This is a genomic window from Vannielia sp. SX4, assembly GCF_052828525.1.
Genome location: NZ_CM128247.1, coordinates 4,107,501 through 4,122,552 on the forward strand (window position 1 = coordinate 4,107,501; position 15,052 = coordinate 4,122,552).

The 15,052-nt window shown below is 63.3% G+C and carries 14 protein-coding genes and 1 rRNA gene (1 of these 15 running past the window's edge); 5 read left to right on the top strand and 10 right to left on the bottom strand.

All coding sequences use genetic code 11. The annotated features are described in order from the left end of the window. The 7 genes from ACUXVX_RS20380 to clpB form a co-directional block, all read right to left on the bottom strand. Positions 1-88, bottom strand: a 16S ribosomal RNA gene (locus ACUXVX_RS20380) (it extends 1,378 nt beyond the left edge of the window). A gap of 756 nt (positions 89-844) precedes the next feature. Then, the gene (gene msrQ / locus ACUXVX_RS20385; protein ID WP_446309723.1) at positions 845-1,453 is read right to left on the bottom strand and encodes a protein-methionine-sulfoxide reductase heme-binding subunit MsrQ; all 609 of its coding nucleotides are present in this window, start codon (positions 1,451-1,453) and stop codon (positions 845-847) included. Between the two features lie 7 nt (positions 1,454-1,460). Further along, positions 1,461-2,369, bottom strand: a complete 909-nt coding sequence (msrP, locus tag ACUXVX_RS20390) for a protein-methionine-sulfoxide reductase catalytic subunit MsrP (RefSeq protein ID WP_446309724.1) — start codon at positions 2,367-2,369, stop codon at positions 1,461-1,463. A 108-nt stretch (positions 2,370-2,477) separates the two neighbouring features. Beyond that, positions 2,478-3,968: an FMN-binding glutamate synthase family protein gene (locus ACUXVX_RS20395; protein WP_446311575.1), complete on the bottom strand. Its 1,491-nt coding sequence runs from the start codon at positions 3,966-3,968 to the stop codon at positions 2,478-2,480. 80 nt (positions 3,969-4,048) lie between these two features. Further along, on the bottom strand, positions 4,049-4,519 hold the full coding sequence (locus tag ACUXVX_RS20400; protein WP_446309725.1) for an Mpo1 family 2-hydroxy fatty acid dioxygenase: 471 nt from the start codon (positions 4,517-4,519) through the stop codon (positions 4,049-4,051). Positions 4,520-4,581: 62 nt separating this feature from the next. Beyond that, positions 4,582-5,328 (bottom strand): SDR family NAD(P)-dependent oxidoreductase, encoded by a 747-nt coding sequence (locus ACUXVX_RS20405; RefSeq protein WP_446309726.1) that lies wholly within the window; start codon positions 5,326-5,328, stop codon positions 4,582-4,584. A gap of 86 nt (positions 5,329-5,414) precedes the next feature. Next, positions 5,415-8,030, bottom strand: coding sequence for an ATP-dependent chaperone ClpB (gene clpB / locus ACUXVX_RS20410; RefSeq protein WP_446309727.1), 2,616 nt, complete (start codon positions 8,028-8,030; stop codon positions 5,415-5,417). Between the two features lie 221 nt (positions 8,031-8,251). On the opposite strand from clpB, the gene ACUXVX_RS20415 reads away from it, so the two are divergent. After that, positions 8,252-8,452 carry a hypothetical protein gene (locus ACUXVX_RS20415; protein WP_222471857.1) on the top strand — a complete coding sequence of 67 codons (201 nt, stop codon included), beginning with the start codon at positions 8,252-8,254 and terminating at the stop codon, positions 8,450-8,452. Between the two features lie 129 nt (positions 8,453-8,581). Here the strand turns inward: ACUXVX_RS20415 and ACUXVX_RS20420 are convergent, their stop codons facing one another. The 3 genes from ACUXVX_RS20420 to ACUXVX_RS20430 form a co-directional block, all read right to left on the bottom strand. Continuing rightward, on the bottom strand, positions 8,582-9,727 hold the full coding sequence (locus tag ACUXVX_RS20420) for a saccharopine dehydrogenase family protein (protein ID WP_446309728.1): 1,146 nt from the start codon (positions 9,725-9,727) through the stop codon (positions 8,582-8,584). Further along, complete coding sequence (locus ACUXVX_RS20425; RefSeq protein WP_446309729.1) at positions 9,724-10,767, bottom strand: saccharopine dehydrogenase; 1,044 nt, start codon at positions 10,765-10,767, stop codon at positions 9,724-9,726. The genes ACUXVX_RS20420 and ACUXVX_RS20425 overlap by 4 nt, the downstream gene beginning before the upstream one ends. 67 nt (positions 10,768-10,834) lie before the next feature. Continuing rightward, positions 10,835-10,990 (bottom strand): hypothetical protein, encoded by a 156-nt coding sequence (locus ACUXVX_RS20430; protein ID WP_222471854.1) that lies wholly within the window; start codon positions 10,988-10,990, stop codon positions 10,835-10,837. Positions 10,991-11,157: 167 nt separating this feature from the next. On the opposite strand from ACUXVX_RS20430, the gene ACUXVX_RS20435 reads away from it, so the two are divergent. From ACUXVX_RS20435 to ACUXVX_RS20450, 4 genes are all read left to right on the top strand, one after another. Next, a complete protein-coding gene (locus tag ACUXVX_RS20435; RefSeq protein ID WP_446311576.1) occupies positions 11,158-13,122 on the top strand; it encodes an AMP-binding protein in 1,965 nt (654 codons plus the stop codon). 30 nt (positions 13,123-13,152) lie between these two features. Beyond that, complete coding sequence (locus ACUXVX_RS20440) at positions 13,153-13,971, top strand: ABC transporter ATP-binding protein (protein WP_222496680.1); 819 nt, start codon at positions 13,153-13,155, stop codon at positions 13,969-13,971. A 76-nt stretch (positions 13,972-14,047) separates the two neighbouring features. Next, positions 14,048-14,536: a hypothetical protein gene (locus tag ACUXVX_RS20445; RefSeq protein WP_446309730.1), complete on the top strand. Its 489-nt coding sequence runs from the start codon at positions 14,048-14,050 to the stop codon at positions 14,534-14,536. Then, complete coding sequence (locus tag ACUXVX_RS20450; protein WP_446309731.1) at positions 14,533-15,045, top strand: hypothetical protein; 513 nt, start codon at positions 14,533-14,535, stop codon at positions 15,043-15,045. The genes ACUXVX_RS20445 and ACUXVX_RS20450 overlap by 4 nt, the downstream gene beginning before the upstream one ends. Positions 15,046-15,052: the final 7 nt, after the last annotated feature.

Here is a 15,052-nt window from a genome sequence, read left to right on the forward strand (position 1 = left end):
CCGCCGCTCACCCGAAGGTGCGCTCGACTTGCATGTGTTAGGCCTGCCGCCAGCGTTCGTTCTGAGCCAGGATCAAACTCTCAAGTTGAAAGCAGGTTACCCTGCTATCCTTGACGTCGAACCTCGCACATCTTCCTGACCGGCTATGGTCAGGAAAGTCTCTGTTTGATGTGCTCCAAGTTCCGAAGAACCGTGAGCCGCCAAACAGTGAAGCTGACACTCTATCATCGGCCGAAGCCTAAGAGCGCGATATACGAGGTTGTCAGTCGCATGGACCAAACCGCCCGCATATCTCTTCAGATACCATCGATTTCAAAGAGCGTAGAGACAAAATCACCGAGATGCGCCCTAACTTACTTGGCGCGCCCCGCCTCACTTACCTCTATTTTGTTGCCTTCCTTCCCGCTGGAGCGTCGCTCCGTTGTTCCGTCTGGCGTTCCGTTGTGCGCCTCAGCGCCGCCGGTGAGGGGGTATTTACGGTTCAGGGCCGGACCCCGCAAGGGCTTTTTTGGAGAAAGATGACATTTTTTTAGCGCCTTCGAGAAAAGCCATAAAAACAAGGGGTTTGTGCGCGAACTTTTTCTGCGCGGCGGCGCTTTCCGGGCTTGGCGGTCCGGCTCGGCGGTCAGAATCGAGGCGATTTGCGACTTATCCACAGACTCGGACGTAGGGTCAGCTTTGAATCAGTCCCCCAAGAAGCCGGAATCGAGGGGGTGTTTCGGTGAATCGTGGGGGCTGGAGTCGGATGAATCGGCGAGTCAGGTCGAATTTTTCTGCCTCGGGGGTGAAGATTCTTCGATTCACCCGCCGATTCACCCCTGCGAGTCGGCTGACTCGGGGCGATTCAGGCGGCGAGTGCTCTTTTCCGGGGTTTCGGAATCACCCGGAGCACCAAGATCGCCAGAATCGCGCCCATGTAGAGGAGCGGCTCCACCTGCCAGCCCTTCGCAAGCCACACCCAGTGCAGCCCGCCGAGCAGAACAGCCGGGTAGACGAGCTTGTGCAGCTTCCGCCACTGCGCGCCGAGTTTGCGGACCGACGCATTGTTGGAGGTGACCGCCAGCGGGATCAGCAGAGCGAAACCGATGAAGCCGATGGTGATGTAGGGGCGTTTGACGATGTCGCCGAGGATCTGCCCCCAGAGCAGCGACATGTCGAGCACCAGCCAAGTGAGGAAGTGGAGCAGTACATAGAAGAAGGAGACCACCCCGATCGCCCGGCGGAATTTGAGCAGGTTCAGACCTGTCCACTTGCGCAGCGGCGTGACGGCCAGCCCGATGATGAGCAGCTGAAGCGCGAACTCGCCCAAGCTGTGTTCAAGCGCCTTGATCGGCTCCGGCCCGCTCGCGCCAGTCGCGCCCTGCCACAGCCAAAAGGCGGCCGGCATTGGTGCCACTGTATAGAGTGTCCATGCAGGCAGCTTCCGGAGCGAGGTATTCAGCGCGTCGATCATCGGTGGCTCAGTAGTTCTTGGTGAGGTCCATACCGTCGTAGAGCGCGGCCACCTCTTCCTCGTATCCGTTGAACATGAGGGTCTCTTGCCGCTTGGCGAAGAGCCCGCCGCCGATCACCCGCTCCGAAGCCTGGCTCCAGCGCGGATGGCTCACTTGCGGGTTCACGTTGGAGTAGAAGCCGTACTCCCGCGCATTCAGGTTGTTCCAGGTCGTCGGCGGCTCATCGGCCACGAGGCTGATGCGCACGGTGCTCTTGATCGACTTGAAGCCATACTTCCACGGCACCACCAACCGGATCGGCGCACCGTTCTGGTTGGGCATGGGTTTGCCGTAGATGCCGGTGGCCATCATCGTCAGCGGGTGCATGGCCTCATCTATCCGCAGCCCCTCGACATAGGGGAACGGGATCACCTTGCGCCGCACGCCCGGCATGTTCTCGGGCTGCACCACGGTTTCAAAGGCCACGTAACGCGCGGCCTCCTGAACGCCGGCTTTGGCCAGCAGGTCAGCCAGTTCGAAACCGTTCCACGGCACGATCATCGACCAGGCCTCGACACAGCGGAAGCGATAGATCCGCTCTTCCTCGATCAAGCCCTCGGTAAGGTCGGCAAGGGTGTAGGTGCCGGGGCGGTCGACCATGCCGTCAATCTCGATCGACCAGTCGGAGGTATCGAGTGCGCCCGCATTCGCGGCCGGGTCGTTCTTGCCGGTGCCGAACTCGTAGTAGTTGTTGTAGCTGGTGATGTCGTCAAAGCTGTTTGGCTCAAGCGTATCGCCCGCCGCTCCGGCCCGCCCCCCCAGCGCACCCGCCATACCCGCCGCCGTCAGACCGGCGATGATCTGGCGCCGGTTCAGCCAGATCGCCTCAGGCGTCACATCAGCTTTGGTCAGTTTGTTCGTCCAGCGGTGGGCCATGTTCGTCTCCTTCTATCCCCACACAGTATATAGAGGCCGAAACTTGAAACATTTCTCACGAGCCGGTTTGCTTACAGGATCGTCAGAGGCTGAAACAAAACGCGCCGCTCATTCGGGCGGCGCATTGAAGCTTGGCAGGATTCGGTTGAACGGGATCGAGGTGCCATCGGGCTGCACCAGCCGCACATGCCGCCGCCGCATCAACCGGGGCTCGGCAACGCCGACCGAATGGGCAATCGTCTCCACCTCCTTGATCACCGACTTTGCGTAGGCGGCCACCTTCTTGTCTTTGTCTTCCACCACCAGCCCTTTTTGGAAGCGCGGGTTGTGAGTGGTGATGCCAGTCGGGCAGGTGTTCTTGTTGCACTTCAGCGCCTGAATGCAGCCAAGCGAGAACATGAAGCCGCGCGCCGAGGTCACAAAGTCGGCGCCCAGTGCCAGCGCGAGGGCCACGTCGCCGGGGTTCACCATCTTGCCGGAGGCCACGAGACGGATGCGCTCCTTCAGCCCGAACTCGTCGCGCAGGTTGTTGAAGAGCGGCAGCGCCTCGCGGATCGGCATGCCGACGAGGTCCATCAGCGGCATGGGGGCCGCGCCCGTGCCCCCTTCCCCGCCGTCGATAGTGATGAAGTCCGGCGCGAAGGACTCGCCGCGCTCTTCGATCAGTTTGAAGAGCGGTCGCCAGACCTCGATATTGCCGATCACCGTCTTGAAGCCCACGGGCTTGCCGGTCACCTCGCGCACATGGGCAATATAGTCGAGCAGGTCGGCCCAGTCGTCGATCTCGGGGTGGCGGTTGGGCGAGATCGAAGCCTCGCCAACGCGGATGCCCCGGATCTCGGCAATCTCGGGCGTTACCTTGGCAGCGGGTAAAATACCCCCCTTACCCGGCTTCGCCCCTTGCGCCAGCTTCACCTCGATCATCTTCACCTGCGGATGGTCGGCCAGCTCGCCAAGTTTTTCGTCCGAGAGGTTCCCGTCATGATCGCGCACGCCGTATTTGGCGGTGCCGATTTGGAAGACGAGGTCGCACCCGCCCTCGAAGTGATAGGGGCTCACCCCGCCCTCGCCCGTATTCATCCAGATGTCGGCCAGCTTGGCCCCTCGGCTGAGCGCCCGGACCGCCGGCTTTGAGAGGGCACCGTAAGACATGCCGGAGATGTTGAAGATGGACTCCGCTGTGTAGGGCGTGCGGCAATGCGGGCCGATCAGCATCGGCTCGGTCGAGGCGAACTGGTCATCGAGTGGTGGGAAGGCGGCGTTGACGAAGATCGGCGTGCCCACAACGCTGATGTTGCGGGTGGAGCCAAAGGCCACCGTGTTGGAATGGCCCGCAGCCGCGTGCTTCACCCAGTCCCGCTGTGCCCGGTTGAAGGGCAGCTCCTCGCGGTCCATCGCAAAGAAGTACTGCCGGAAGAACTCGCCCAAGGTGGAAAAGAGGTGCCGGAAGCGGCCGATCACCGGGTAGTTGCGTCGGATGGCGTCCTGCGTCTGCGTCTTGTCGATGACGAAGAGTACGACAGCCAGCAGCATCGCCAGCCCGATGAAGATCAGCAGCGCAAAGGCCAGAAACTCCAGCGCCCAGCCCGCCCAATCCATGAACCACATTCACCTGTCCTCCGTTGCTTGCCCGGAGGATGCGCAGCCGTGGCGCGGGTGACAAGGGCCGCAGCGCAGGATCACACCGGAATGCCCATCCGCTTGTAGAGAAATGACAGCAGCCAAGCCGGCCCGATCAGCAGAAACTGCACATCCTTGAAGAACGAGGGCTTCTTGCCCTCTACCTTGTGGCCCCAGAACTGCCCGACCCATGCCAGTACGAAGACCACCGCGCCGATCTGCCAGACGGGGATGTCGGTAAATGAATCGAGTGTGACCGTCAGCCAGTAGCAAAGCCCCGCGTAGAACGCGAAACCCACCGCAAGCGTGGGCGAGAGGATGACGTAGTATAATAGAGAGAGCGCCAGAACGACCGTGAGCCAATTGAGCCAGCCGAATTGGGCCATGAAGCCGGGCTGAGGGATGGAATAAACGAAGACCATCACCGTCCAGACGATCACCGGCACGCAGAGCCAATGTACCGCCTTGTTGGTCGGGTCCTGATGGCTCTCGCCATACTCGTCGAGCAATGCGTGAATCCTGCGTGCCATCGGAGCCTCCCCTCTGCCGTGACTGGAGCGAGGCTAGCCTGCCCCGACACGGCGCGGCAAGCTCAGAGCCGCAGGGAAGGCAGGCCGATGCCGGTGCTCTCAAATCCGCCATCGACCGAAAGCAGCTGCCCGGTGACGTAGCTGGCTTTGTCTGAAAGTAGGAAGACGATGCCCTGCGCGATCTCTTCTTCCTTGCCATAGCGGTTGAGCGGAATCGCATCGTGGTAGGCCGCGCGAATGTCGGGCGTATGCACGGCAAGTGCCAGCTTGGTATCTACCGGGCCGGGCGCGATGCAGTTGACCCGCACGCCATACTCGCCCCACTCCGCCGCGAACTGCTTGGTCAGGTGGATCACCCCGGCCTTCGAGGTGCCATAGGCCACGCGCAAGGTGCTGGCGCGATGGCCCGAGATAGAGGCGATGTTGACCACGGCGCCTTTGGTTTTGATGAGCGCCTCGCGTGCCGCTTGAGAGCAGAGGAATACGCCATCGAGGTTGGTCGCCATCACCTCGCGCCATGTGGCGAAATCGGTTTCAGCTTCGGGGCCGAAGAGGGCAACGCCCGCGTTGTTCACCAAGCCGTCGATCCGGCCCAATGCCGCCATGGCCTCGGCCACCATGCGGGTCACGTCCTCCGGCACCGACACATCGGCAAAGACCGCCACGCCGCCGGGCACCTCGCCCACTGCGGCCTCCAGCGCCTCACGGTCACGGTCGACCAGCGCGACCTTCCAGCCGTCCGCCGCCAACAGCTTCGCCGTGGCCAGCCCGATCCCGCGTGCCGCGCCCGTGATGATTGCGCCCTTCATCTTCGCCCCTCCCATGCAAAAGGCCCCTCCCGACAGGAAGGGGCCTTCGTATCTCTAGGCGGGCGTGCCGTCCGGATCAACGGCGCTCAGTGCACCACGGCATCATCGGGGCGCGGGCGGTTGGAGCCGGTGACCTTGTCACCGATGATCAGCCCCTCGGCTCCGGCACTCACCGTTACGGTTTCACCATCGCTAACGTCACCGGCCAGCAGCAACTCGGCCAGCTCGTCCTGCAACGCGCGTTGGATGACACGCTTCAGCGGGCGGGCACCGAACACCGGGTCATAACCCTCATCGGCCAGCCAAGTCTGGGCCCCTTCGTCCAACTCCAGCCCGATGTTGCGCCGTGCCAGTCGCTTGCGCAGCAGGCCGAGTTGGATTTGCACGATACCATCCATGTCGCCCCGGCTGAGCCGGTCGAAGATGATGGTCTCGTCCAGACGGTTCAGGAATTCGGGGCGGAAGTGCGCCCGCACTGCATCCATCACGTCGCGCTTGGCCTGACCGGCATCGGCGCCGTCGGGCAACTGGCTCAGAGCCTGTGCGCCGAGGTTGGAGGTGAGCACGATCAGCGTTTGCTTGAAGTCCACCGTCCGGCCCTGCCCGTCCGTCAGCTGCCCGTCATCGAGCACCTGCAACAGCACGTTGAACACGTCGGGGTGCGCCTTTTCGACCTCGTCGAACAGCACCACCTGATACGGACGACGCCGAACAGCCTCGGTCAGCACCCCGCCCTCGTCGTAGCCCACATAGCCCGGAGGGGCGCCGATGAGCCGGGCGACGGCGTGCTTCTCCATGAACTCGCTCATGTCGATCCGCACCATCGCGCTGTCATCGTCGAAGAGGAACTCCGCGAGCGCCTTGGTCAGCTCGGTCTTGCCAACGCCGGTCGGCCCGAGGAAGAGGAAGCTGCCCAGTGGCCGCGCCTCATCATTGAGGCCCGCACGGGCCCGGCGCACCGCGTTGGACACCGCCCGCACCGCCTGGCGCTGGCCGATCACCCGCTTGCCGATCTCCTCTTCCATCCGCAGCAGCTTCTCGCGCTCACCTTCCAGCATCCGCGCGGTCGGAATACCCGTCCACCGCTCGACCACCTCAGCAATCTGCTCCGGCCGCACGGCCTCCTCGACCATCACGTCGCTCTCGCTCGCTTCGGCCTCGGCCAGCTGCTTCTCCAGCCCCGGGATCACCCCGTAAGAAAGCTCGCCCGCCTTGGCGAGATTGCCCTCCCGCTTGGCGGCGTCGAGCTGGGCCCGCGCATGGTCGAGCTTCTCCTTGATCTCCCGTGCCGACTCGAGCTTGTCGCGCTCGGCCTGCCACTGGGCAGTCATCTCGGCGGATTTCTCCTGAAGCTCACTCAGCTCCTTCTCCAGCTTCTCCAGCCGGTCCTTGGAGGCCTGGTCGTCTTCTTTCTTCAAAGCCTCGGCCTCGATCTGCATCTGCAAGATCTGCCGGTCGAGCGCGTCGAGCTCCTCGGGCTTGGAGTCCACCTCCATGCGGAGCCGCGAGGCCGCCTCGTCCACAAGGTCGATCGCCTTGTCGGGCAGGAAGCGGTCGGTAATGTAGCGATGGGAAAGAGTGGCCGCCGCGACCAAAGCGGAGTCGCTGATCCGCACGCCGTGGTGCAACTCATACTTCTCCTTGATGCCGCGAAGGATCGACACGGTGTCCTCCACCGTCGGTTCCTCCACCATCACCGGCTGGAACCGGCGGGCAAGGGCGGCGTCCTTCTCCACGTGCTTGCGATACTCGTCGAGCGTGGTCGCACCGATACAATGCAACTCCCCCCGCGCCAGCGCGGGCTTCAGCAGGTTGGAGGCATCCATCGCGCCATCGGCCTTGCCGGCGCCCACCAGAGTGTGCATCTCGTCGATGAAGAGCACGATGTCGCCAGCAGCGGCCTCGATTTCCTTCAGGATCGCCTTCAGCCGCTCCTCGAACTCACCGCGATATTTGGCCCCGGCAATCAGCGCGCCCATGTCGAGCGCCATCAGGGTCTTGCCCTTCAGGCTCTCCGGCACGTCGCCGTTGACGATGCGGATGGCGATGCCCTCGGCGATGGCGGTCTTGCCGACGCCCGGCTCACCGATCAGCACCGGGTTGTTCTTGGTCCGGCGGGAGAGCACCTGCATTGCCCGACGAATTTCCTCGTCGCGGCCGATGATCGGGTCGATCTTGCCGTCCCGCGCCCGCTCGGTGAGGTCGAGTGCGTATTTCTTCAGCGCGTCATAGCCCTCTTCCGCCGATGCGGTATCGGCGGTGCGGCCCTTGCGGATGTCATTGATCGCGCCGTTGAGGTTTTGTGCGCTCACGCCGCCCGCCTCCAGCGCCGTCTTCGCTCCCGAGCGCACCACGGCCAGCGCGGTCAGAATCCGCTCCACGGGCACAAAACTGTCGCCTGCCTTCTTGGCGATCTTGGCGGCCTCGTCGAGGACCTTGCCGGTCTGGCTATCAAGATAGACCTGCCCGGCGTCGCCCGAAACCTTGGGCTGCTTGGCCAGCGCCGCTTCAAGCGCTTCGACCACGCGTTCAGGCGAGCCTCCCGCACGTTTGATGAGGTTGGAAGCAAGGCCCTGCTCGTCGTCCATCAGGGCTTTCAACAGATGCTCCGGCACCATCCTCTGATGGTCTTCCCGCATCGCGATGGTCTGCGCCGCCTGAATGAAACCGCGAGACCGTTCCGTGAACTCGTTCATGTTCATCGGTCATTCTCCTTTGCTAAGCGCCCTGTCATGAGGTCTGCCCGCCCGGCGGCACAGACCCGTATCGGGCCTTCTCATCCTATTTGGGGACAGCTGCTGCGCGTCTCAAGGGGGCGCTGTTCCATCGAATCACTGTTTCGTGACGCCCTGTGGAAAAATCTCGGGAACAATCCCACATCTAGTTGCGTTGAAGGTGTGAACCACAGGATGAGGAGGCAGAGATGCCGTTCACCGGACCACAGATCGATCACGTCATCTACGACCCGGCGATGCGCCGGTTCGAAGCCGATGTCAGCTTCACCACTGGAACGCCACTGCGCCGCAAGGTGCACGTGTCGATCCCAGGCCATGTGCAGTGGGGCCATCAGAAGATGGTGTCGGAACTGGTCGCCGCAGGCGAGAGGGCCTTGCAGGCACGATGACGATTGGGATGCGGGCCTGACGCGAGCTTTCTCCGGGTCCGCCATAGGGTGACGGGTTGCTGCCTGGCCCGTCCCTGACTAAGGCCCGCCTTCGCATGTCCCCATTTGGCGAAGGCGGGCCTTCTTTATTCAGCTGAGGTGATCCACCACCATGAGGTGCTGCGCCGTGGTGTGGACCCTGTCCAACCAGCGCTCCACGAGGCGCGGGTCGGACGGTGCGGCAGAGACGCCAGGCGCGATCTCGCGAGCCAGAACGGCCTCGACGGCCAGCGCCACCGTGTCACTCACCAGACGCGCCATGGCCGAGCCGCGGGCATCGCCCCAAGCGTCCATCGCGTAGGTCTTGTGGTAAACCGGCACGCCATCCTTCAGAGCCTCAAGTGCCACGCAAAGCACCACCCGGTCCGGTTCGCCCTCGTCATAGGCGTGCTTTTCCCAGAACTCGGCCGCCATTTCGGCAAGCCGCGCATCCAGCTCGGGCTTGCCTTCGAGCGCTTCGACCTCGGCGAACACGTCTTTCCATGCGTCGGACCACCCGTTGAGCCGGAGGGTTCCGCGCACGAAGTCCTTCACCTTCCAGCCCGGCTCGAAACCATATTCTGCCATGAACGGAAGGCTGTCACGGTTGGGATAAACCTCAAAGCTCTCAGGCGTGGAGAGCGGCGCGTCGTAGCGGCTTAGCGCGTCCCACGGGCGGGAGACGCGCAGCTCGGAGTGGCTGCGGATCGAGACCGAGGGCGACTTGAGCGCCTTCAGAACCCCGAGCGGCGACCAGCTGAACTTGTAGCGGAAAGCGTTGGGCTCTTTAGGGATGCCACCACAGTAGCTGATGAAGTTGAGCACATTGTCGGGGCTGAAGCCCTCGGAGGCGCGGTAATCGGCCATCAGCCAATGCGCCATCAGGTGGTCGATGCCCGGATCGAGGCCCACCTCGTTGACGAAACGCAGGCCCTTTTCTTTCGCCGCCGCATCCAGTGCCCGCATTTCGGGGCTAATGTAGGAAGACGATACGAAGTCGGCGCCCTTCGCAAGGCAAAGCTCGGCCAGGGGCACGTGATGGTCGCCGGGCAGCATGGATACTACGAGGTCACCCTTGGCGAGAACCTCGGCCAGCGCCTCCATCGAGAAGGCGCGAATATCGTCGGTCAGGTCGCCAACGGCTTCGCGGGCCTTGGCCTCTGTGCGGTTCCAGACCGTCACGTCATCGCGCTCGGCCAGCAGCCGCCGCAGGCCGGGGATGGCCGAGAGGCCAGTGCCGCACCAGTGAATCGTCATGCCGTATGCTCCTTAAATACTGTCGCTCCCCGGCCCCAGACGCCCTTATCGATCTCATCGAGGCGCAGGAGATGCGGCAGCATCTGTGCCGCGAAGTCCTCGCTCGATTCCTTGGGCAGGAGGGAGGGCAGATTGTCGATCGCCATCACGTCGAGCACCGGGTCGTCGGCCACACGATGCACCGGCTCGTCCCATGTGGTGGCCGCGTCATAGACCGGGATCGGGTTGAAATCGCTCGTCGGATCGCAGGCGATATCGCCAACCGCCGCCAGCGCCCGCTCGGCGCCGAGCGCCTCTTTCGGCACAAAAACAGGGGTTTGCGGGCCTGCGAGGACGCAGTTGAAGAAGAGCTCATGAGCGAGGATCTCAGGGAAGGGGCCGCCCGAGGCGGTTTCGGCCATGTCCCAGCGGGTCGGGTTGATGCCGACCTCTTCGCACATGTCACCCGCGCCGGTGCCGACCCGGCCCAAGGCGCCGACGATCAGCGCGCTCGGGGTCGAGAGGCCCTGCAGATCATCGCGGATTTCCTCGACGAGGTCGCTCTGCTCTTCCCACTCGCGGACCTCAGGGCAGATTTTGCCGTTCTGAGCCGCAGCCCAGGCCTTGAGCGTCACGGCGGCGCCGACGAAACCGGCCCAGTAGCCGAAGGCGGCCACGCGGCGGCCGCTCTCCTCGGTCAGATACTCCAGATCGTAGAGCGCCCCGCCCCCGACCTTGAACCGCCGCAGAAGTTCCTGCCCAGCGCGCTGGCCCTTGTAGGCATGGCCGAACATGATGTGGCGGTGCGGCAGCGCGGTGCCATCTTCGGGCAGTTCCTTCAGGCCGTAGATCAGGGCCTCGACCGGAGCCTCACGCCAGCTGCCACGCGGGGCGATCTCGGCCCCGGCAGCGCGGTAGGGCTCCAGCGGCAGGATACGGTCGGGGCTTTCCTCGACCGTCACCCGAAACCCGCGCTCTAGCAGCGCCTCGACACCCTCGGGCACAAGGCCCACGCGCCGCTCGTTCTCGCGCTCTTCGGCACGGACCCAGAGATGAACCATGAGACTTCCCCGCTTCGTTCGGCCCGACTTAACAGCGTGGCGGTGCCGGGTGCAATCGAGTCGGCGGTCAGAACACCCCGCGGAGCATCGGCAGCACGCCTGCGGCCACGATCCCGATGAAAACGCCCAGCCCGAACCGCAGCGGCATCCGCCATGTGGCGGGAACGAACCCGGCGAGCAATCCGCAGACGATGGCGTAATAGGTCAATGAAACAACGTCCATCCGCTAACCCCCTCTCTTCTTCGGAACGGTGTTTCGCAGCTATTGAACACTCGTTCAAAAAATAATTTGACGCATGGCCCATGCCTTGCCCATAGTAACTGCCAATCAACGTCGGGCCAACGGCCTGGTGCCTGGGGAGAGGCACCTTCTGGGAGGAGACATTGACGGTGACGGCAACGCCTGAGGGCGATCTCAAGACTATTCCGGCGCTGCTTGCGCGGAACGTGCGCCAGTTCGGAGGCCGACCGGCCTTTCGTGAAAAGGAATTCGGGATCTGGCAAAGCTGGACCTGGGCGGAGACCTCCGAGGAGATCGACGCGCTGGCGATGGGGCTCATCGCTTTGGGCCTCGAGCCGGGGGACCATCTGGCAATCATCGGGCGCAACCGCCCTGCCCTCTACTGGTCTTTCGTGGCGGCGCAGAAATGCGGGGCCGTGCCGGTGGCGCTCTATCAGGACGCCAGCGCCGAAGAGATGGCCTATGTGCTCGAGCACTGCGGCGCGCGCTTTGTGATCTGCGGCGACCAGGAGCAGGTCGACAAGGTGATCGAGGTGCAGGAGAAAGTCGCCGGGATCGACCAGATCATCTACGTCGACAAGCGCGGCCTGCGGAAATACGACCACACTCATATGAACGCCTATGCCGATGTGCAGGCGGAGGGGCGTGCGGGGCACCATCGGCTGGAGCCGGTGATGCGGGAGCGCGAGGCGGCGCGGGGCTACGACGATACCTGCGTGATGCTCTACACCTCCGGCACGACCGGCAAACCCAAGGGCGTTGTGCTCTCGAACCGCAACATCATCGAAACCTCGAAGAACTCCGCCAGCTTCGACCATCTGACTGAAAAGGAAGAAATTCTCGCGTATCTGCCGCTGGCATGGGTGGGGGATTTCATCTTTTCGGTCGGGCAGGCGATGTGGTGCGGGTTCTGCGTGAACTGCCCCGAGAGCCAGGACACGATGATGACCGACCTGCGCGAGATCGGGCCAACTTATTACTTTGCTCCGCCGCGGGTGTTCGAGACCCAACTGACCAATGTGATGATCCGCATGGAGGATGCCGGGCGGTTCAAGAAATGGCTGTTCGATCGCTACATGGCCCATGCCCGCAAGGTTGGGCCGGCCCTGCTGGACGGCAAGCCGGTGAGCGCGGGCGACAAGTTGAGATACCGGCTCGGGGAGATGTTCATCTACGGGCCGCTGAAGAACACGCTCGGGTTCAGCCGGGTGCGGGTGGGCTATACCGCGGGCGAGGCGATCGGGCCGGAAATCTTTGATTTCTATCGTTCCTTGGGGATCAACCTGAAGCAGCTCTACGGCCAGACCGAGGCCAGCGTGTTCATCACCCAGCAGCCGGACGACGGCGTGCGGGCTGATACGGTGGGCGTGGCCTCACCGGGGGTGGAACTGAAAATCGGTGACAATGGCGAAGTCTACTATCGGTCTCCCGGTGTGTTCGTCGAGTACTACAAGAATGCCGAGAGCACGGCCTCGACCAAGGATGCCGAGGGCTGGGTGGCCACCGGCGATGCGGGCTTCATCGAAGAAGACACAGGCCACCTGCGCATCATCGACCGCGCCAAGGATGTGGGCAAACTGGCCGACGGCCGGATGTTTGCGCCGAAATACGTGGAGAACAAACTCAAGTTCTTCCCCAACATTCTCGAAGCCGTTGTCATCGGCGCGGGCCGCGACCGCTGCTGCGCGATGATCAACATCGACCTCGGCGCCGTGGGCAACTGGGCGGAGCGCAACAACATCGCCTATGCGAGCTATCAGGAGCTGGCCGGGCATCCTCAGGTGCTCAATATGATCCAGAGCCATGTAGAAGAGGTTAACGCCTCGGTTGCCGAAGACGAGATGCTCGCTGGCTGCCAGATTCACCGCTTTCTGGTGCTGCACAAGGAGCTGGATGCCGACGATGGCGAGCTGACGCGGACCCAGAAGGTGCGGCGCGGGGTGATCGGCGAGAAGTATGCCGACCTCGTGGATGCGCTCTATGGCGGGGCCGAGAGCGTTTATACCGAGACCGAAGTGACCTACGAAGACGGTCGCAAGGGCGCGATCAAGGCCACGCTGCAACTGCGGGATGCGAAGGTTGTCGAGACCGCGCAGAAGGTGGCGGCGGAATGAATTTTCTCCATCAGAACGGGGGCTTGGGCCATGCTTGACGGGCAGGACAGCTACACCACCGCAGACGGTCGCACGATTGGCGGGGTGATGATGGAGATGAGGAACATCACGCTGCGGTTTGGCGGGGTGGTGGCGATCAAGGACATCTCGTTCGATATCCGCGAGGGCGAGATCCGGGCGATCATCGGGCCGAACGGGGCCGGAAAATCCAGCATGCTCAATGTCATCAGCGGCTTCTACAACCCGCAGGAGGGCGAGGTGTGGTTTCATGGCGCGAAGCGGCCGCCTATGAAGCCCTACGAGGTGGCGCGGCAGGGAATTGCCCGGACATTTCAGAACATTGCGCTCTTCGAGGGCATGTCGGTGCTCGACAACATCATGACCGGGCGGCTTGGCTTCATGAAAGCCGGGCTGATGAGCCAGGCGCTGTGGTGGGGCAAGGCCCAGAAGGAAGAGACGGCGAACCGGGAGGCCGTTGAAAAGATTATCGACTTCCTCGAAATCCAGAACATCCGCAAAACCCCGGTGGGCCGCCTGCCCTATGGCCTGAAAAAGCGCGTCGAACTGGGCCGCGCGCTCGCGGCGGAGCCCAAGCTGCTGCTGCTCGACGAGCCGATGGCGGGGATGAACGTGGAGGAGAAGGAGGACATGAGCCGCTTCATCCTCGACGTAAATGACGAATATGGCACGACAATTGCGCTTATCGAACACGATATGGGCGTTGTCATGGATCTCAGCGACCGGGTGGTCGTGATGGATTACGGCAAGAAGATCGGGGATGGCACGCCCGACGAAGTGCGCAACAATCAGGACGTCATCGACGCTTACCTGGGAGTTGCACATGATTAGAGAGATCGCCCGATTAACCGCCGTTCGTGTGCGTAAACGATATATGCACAACCGATGCACAACTGATGCACATTCCATGCATACGCGCGCCATACTCACCGGATTTACACTTGCGTTAACCGCGCTGAACGCTGCTCCGGCGCGCGCGGTGGCGCCGGACGTGCTGGAGGCCTACCTCACCTATTGCACCCATGCCATCGCCACCGGCGACCCGACCGGCCCGAGCCTCCCCACCGGAGCGCAGGCAAACGAGACCGGGGCGATCCTCAGCGAGCCGAAGGTGCCGCACTTTCAGATGCGGCGGGACAGCCGGGAGGATTGGGTGTGCGAGTTGGGCGACAAGCAGGCCAGCGTGCTGAGCCGCACCACCGAGGACTTTTTGCGCAGCGTGAACACCGTGGACAAGTATCGCTCGACCTTTGGCGACAACCTCTACATCGCCGCCACCATCTGCGTTGGCCCGAACGCGGTGGCGCTCATTCTGAACGGGCCGCTGAGTGACGAGCTCAGCATGGGAACGGCGGTGTTTTCGGGCGGCGCTGTGAGCGGGGCCTGCGAGGGATGAAGGCTCTGGCGCTCTTCTTCGCGGTGATGACCGCGCCGGCGGGGGCCAACCCTGCCGCGATCGGGGAGGCGTTGGCGCTGTGCATCGAGGTGGTCAAGGCCGAGAGCCCTGAGCCGCTGGAGCAGGCGGGTCTGGAGTTGCTGGAGCCGAACAAGCTGGCCGCGCCGCAGTGGTCGGTGAGCTTTGAAGCCCCGGCCGGGATCGGAGAGATCCGCGCCGGAATGGATGAGTGGGGCGGCGAGACGCCGGAGGAGGCCTTCAGCTGCTACCTCCACCTGCCCGCCGCCAACGGCTCGGAGGCGATGCGCTGGGAGAAGCTGGGGCTGGGGCCTGTGAATGCGCTGACGTCGGAGGGCTTCGAGCTCTACGGCGGCAGCCCGGTTGCCCCGCGCCTGCGCAAGTGCCCGCTGCTTGGCAAGGCGCATTACGTCAGCTTCAGCCACAACGAACGGGTCGAAGCCGTGCGTCTCCACGTGAGCGACCGGGCTTCGGACCAGAACAGATGCTAGGAGAGAC

Excerpts from the sequence above, each read along its gene's own strand:
- msrQ (WP_446309723.1), bottom strand. The coding sequence starts at position 1,453 with ATGATCGACGCGCTGAATACCTCGCTCCGGAAGCTGCCTGCATGGACA.
- msrP (WP_446309724.1), bottom strand. The coding sequence starts at position 2,369 with ATGGCCCACCGCTGGACGAACAAACTGACCAAAGCTGATGTGACGCCT.
- ACUXVX_RS20395 (WP_446311575.1), bottom strand. The coding sequence starts at position 3,968 with ATGGATTGGGCGGGCTGGGCGCTGGAGTTTCTGGCCTTTGCGCTGCTG.
- ACUXVX_RS20400 (WP_446309725.1), bottom strand. The coding sequence starts at position 4,519 with ATGGCACGCAGGATTCACGCATTGCTCGACGAGTATGGCGAGAGCCAT.
- ACUXVX_RS20405 (WP_446309726.1), bottom strand. The coding sequence starts at position 5,328 with ATGAAGGGCGCAATCATCACGGGCGCGGCACGCGGGATCGGGCTGGCC.
- clpB (WP_446309727.1), bottom strand. The coding sequence starts at position 8,030 with ATGAACATGAACGAGTTCACGGAACGGTCTCGCGGTTTCATTCAGGCG.
- ACUXVX_RS20415 (WP_222471857.1), top strand. The coding sequence starts at position 8,252 with ATGCCGTTCACCGGACCACAGATCGATCACGTCATCTACGACCCGGCG.
- ACUXVX_RS20420 (WP_446309728.1), bottom strand. The coding sequence starts at position 9,727 with ATGACGATTCACTGGTGCGGCACTGGCCTCTCGGCCATCCCCGGCCTG.
- ACUXVX_RS20425 (WP_446309729.1), bottom strand. The coding sequence starts at position 10,767 with ATGGTTCATCTCTGGGTCCGTGCCGAAGAGCGCGAGAACGAGCGGCGC.
- ACUXVX_RS20430 (WP_222471854.1), bottom strand. The coding sequence starts at position 10,990 with ATGGACGTTGTTTCATTGACCTATTACGCCATCGTCTGCGGATTGCTC.
- ACUXVX_RS20440 (WP_222496680.1), top strand. The coding sequence starts at position 13,153 with ATGCTTGACGGGCAGGACAGCTACACCACCGCAGACGGTCGCACGATT.
- ACUXVX_RS20445 (WP_446309730.1), top strand. The coding sequence starts at position 14,048 with ATGCATACGCGCGCCATACTCACCGGATTTACACTTGCGTTAACCGCG.
- ACUXVX_RS20450 (WP_446309731.1), top strand. The coding sequence starts at position 14,533 with ATGAAGGCTCTGGCGCTCTTCTTCGCGGTGATGACCGCGCCGGCGGGG.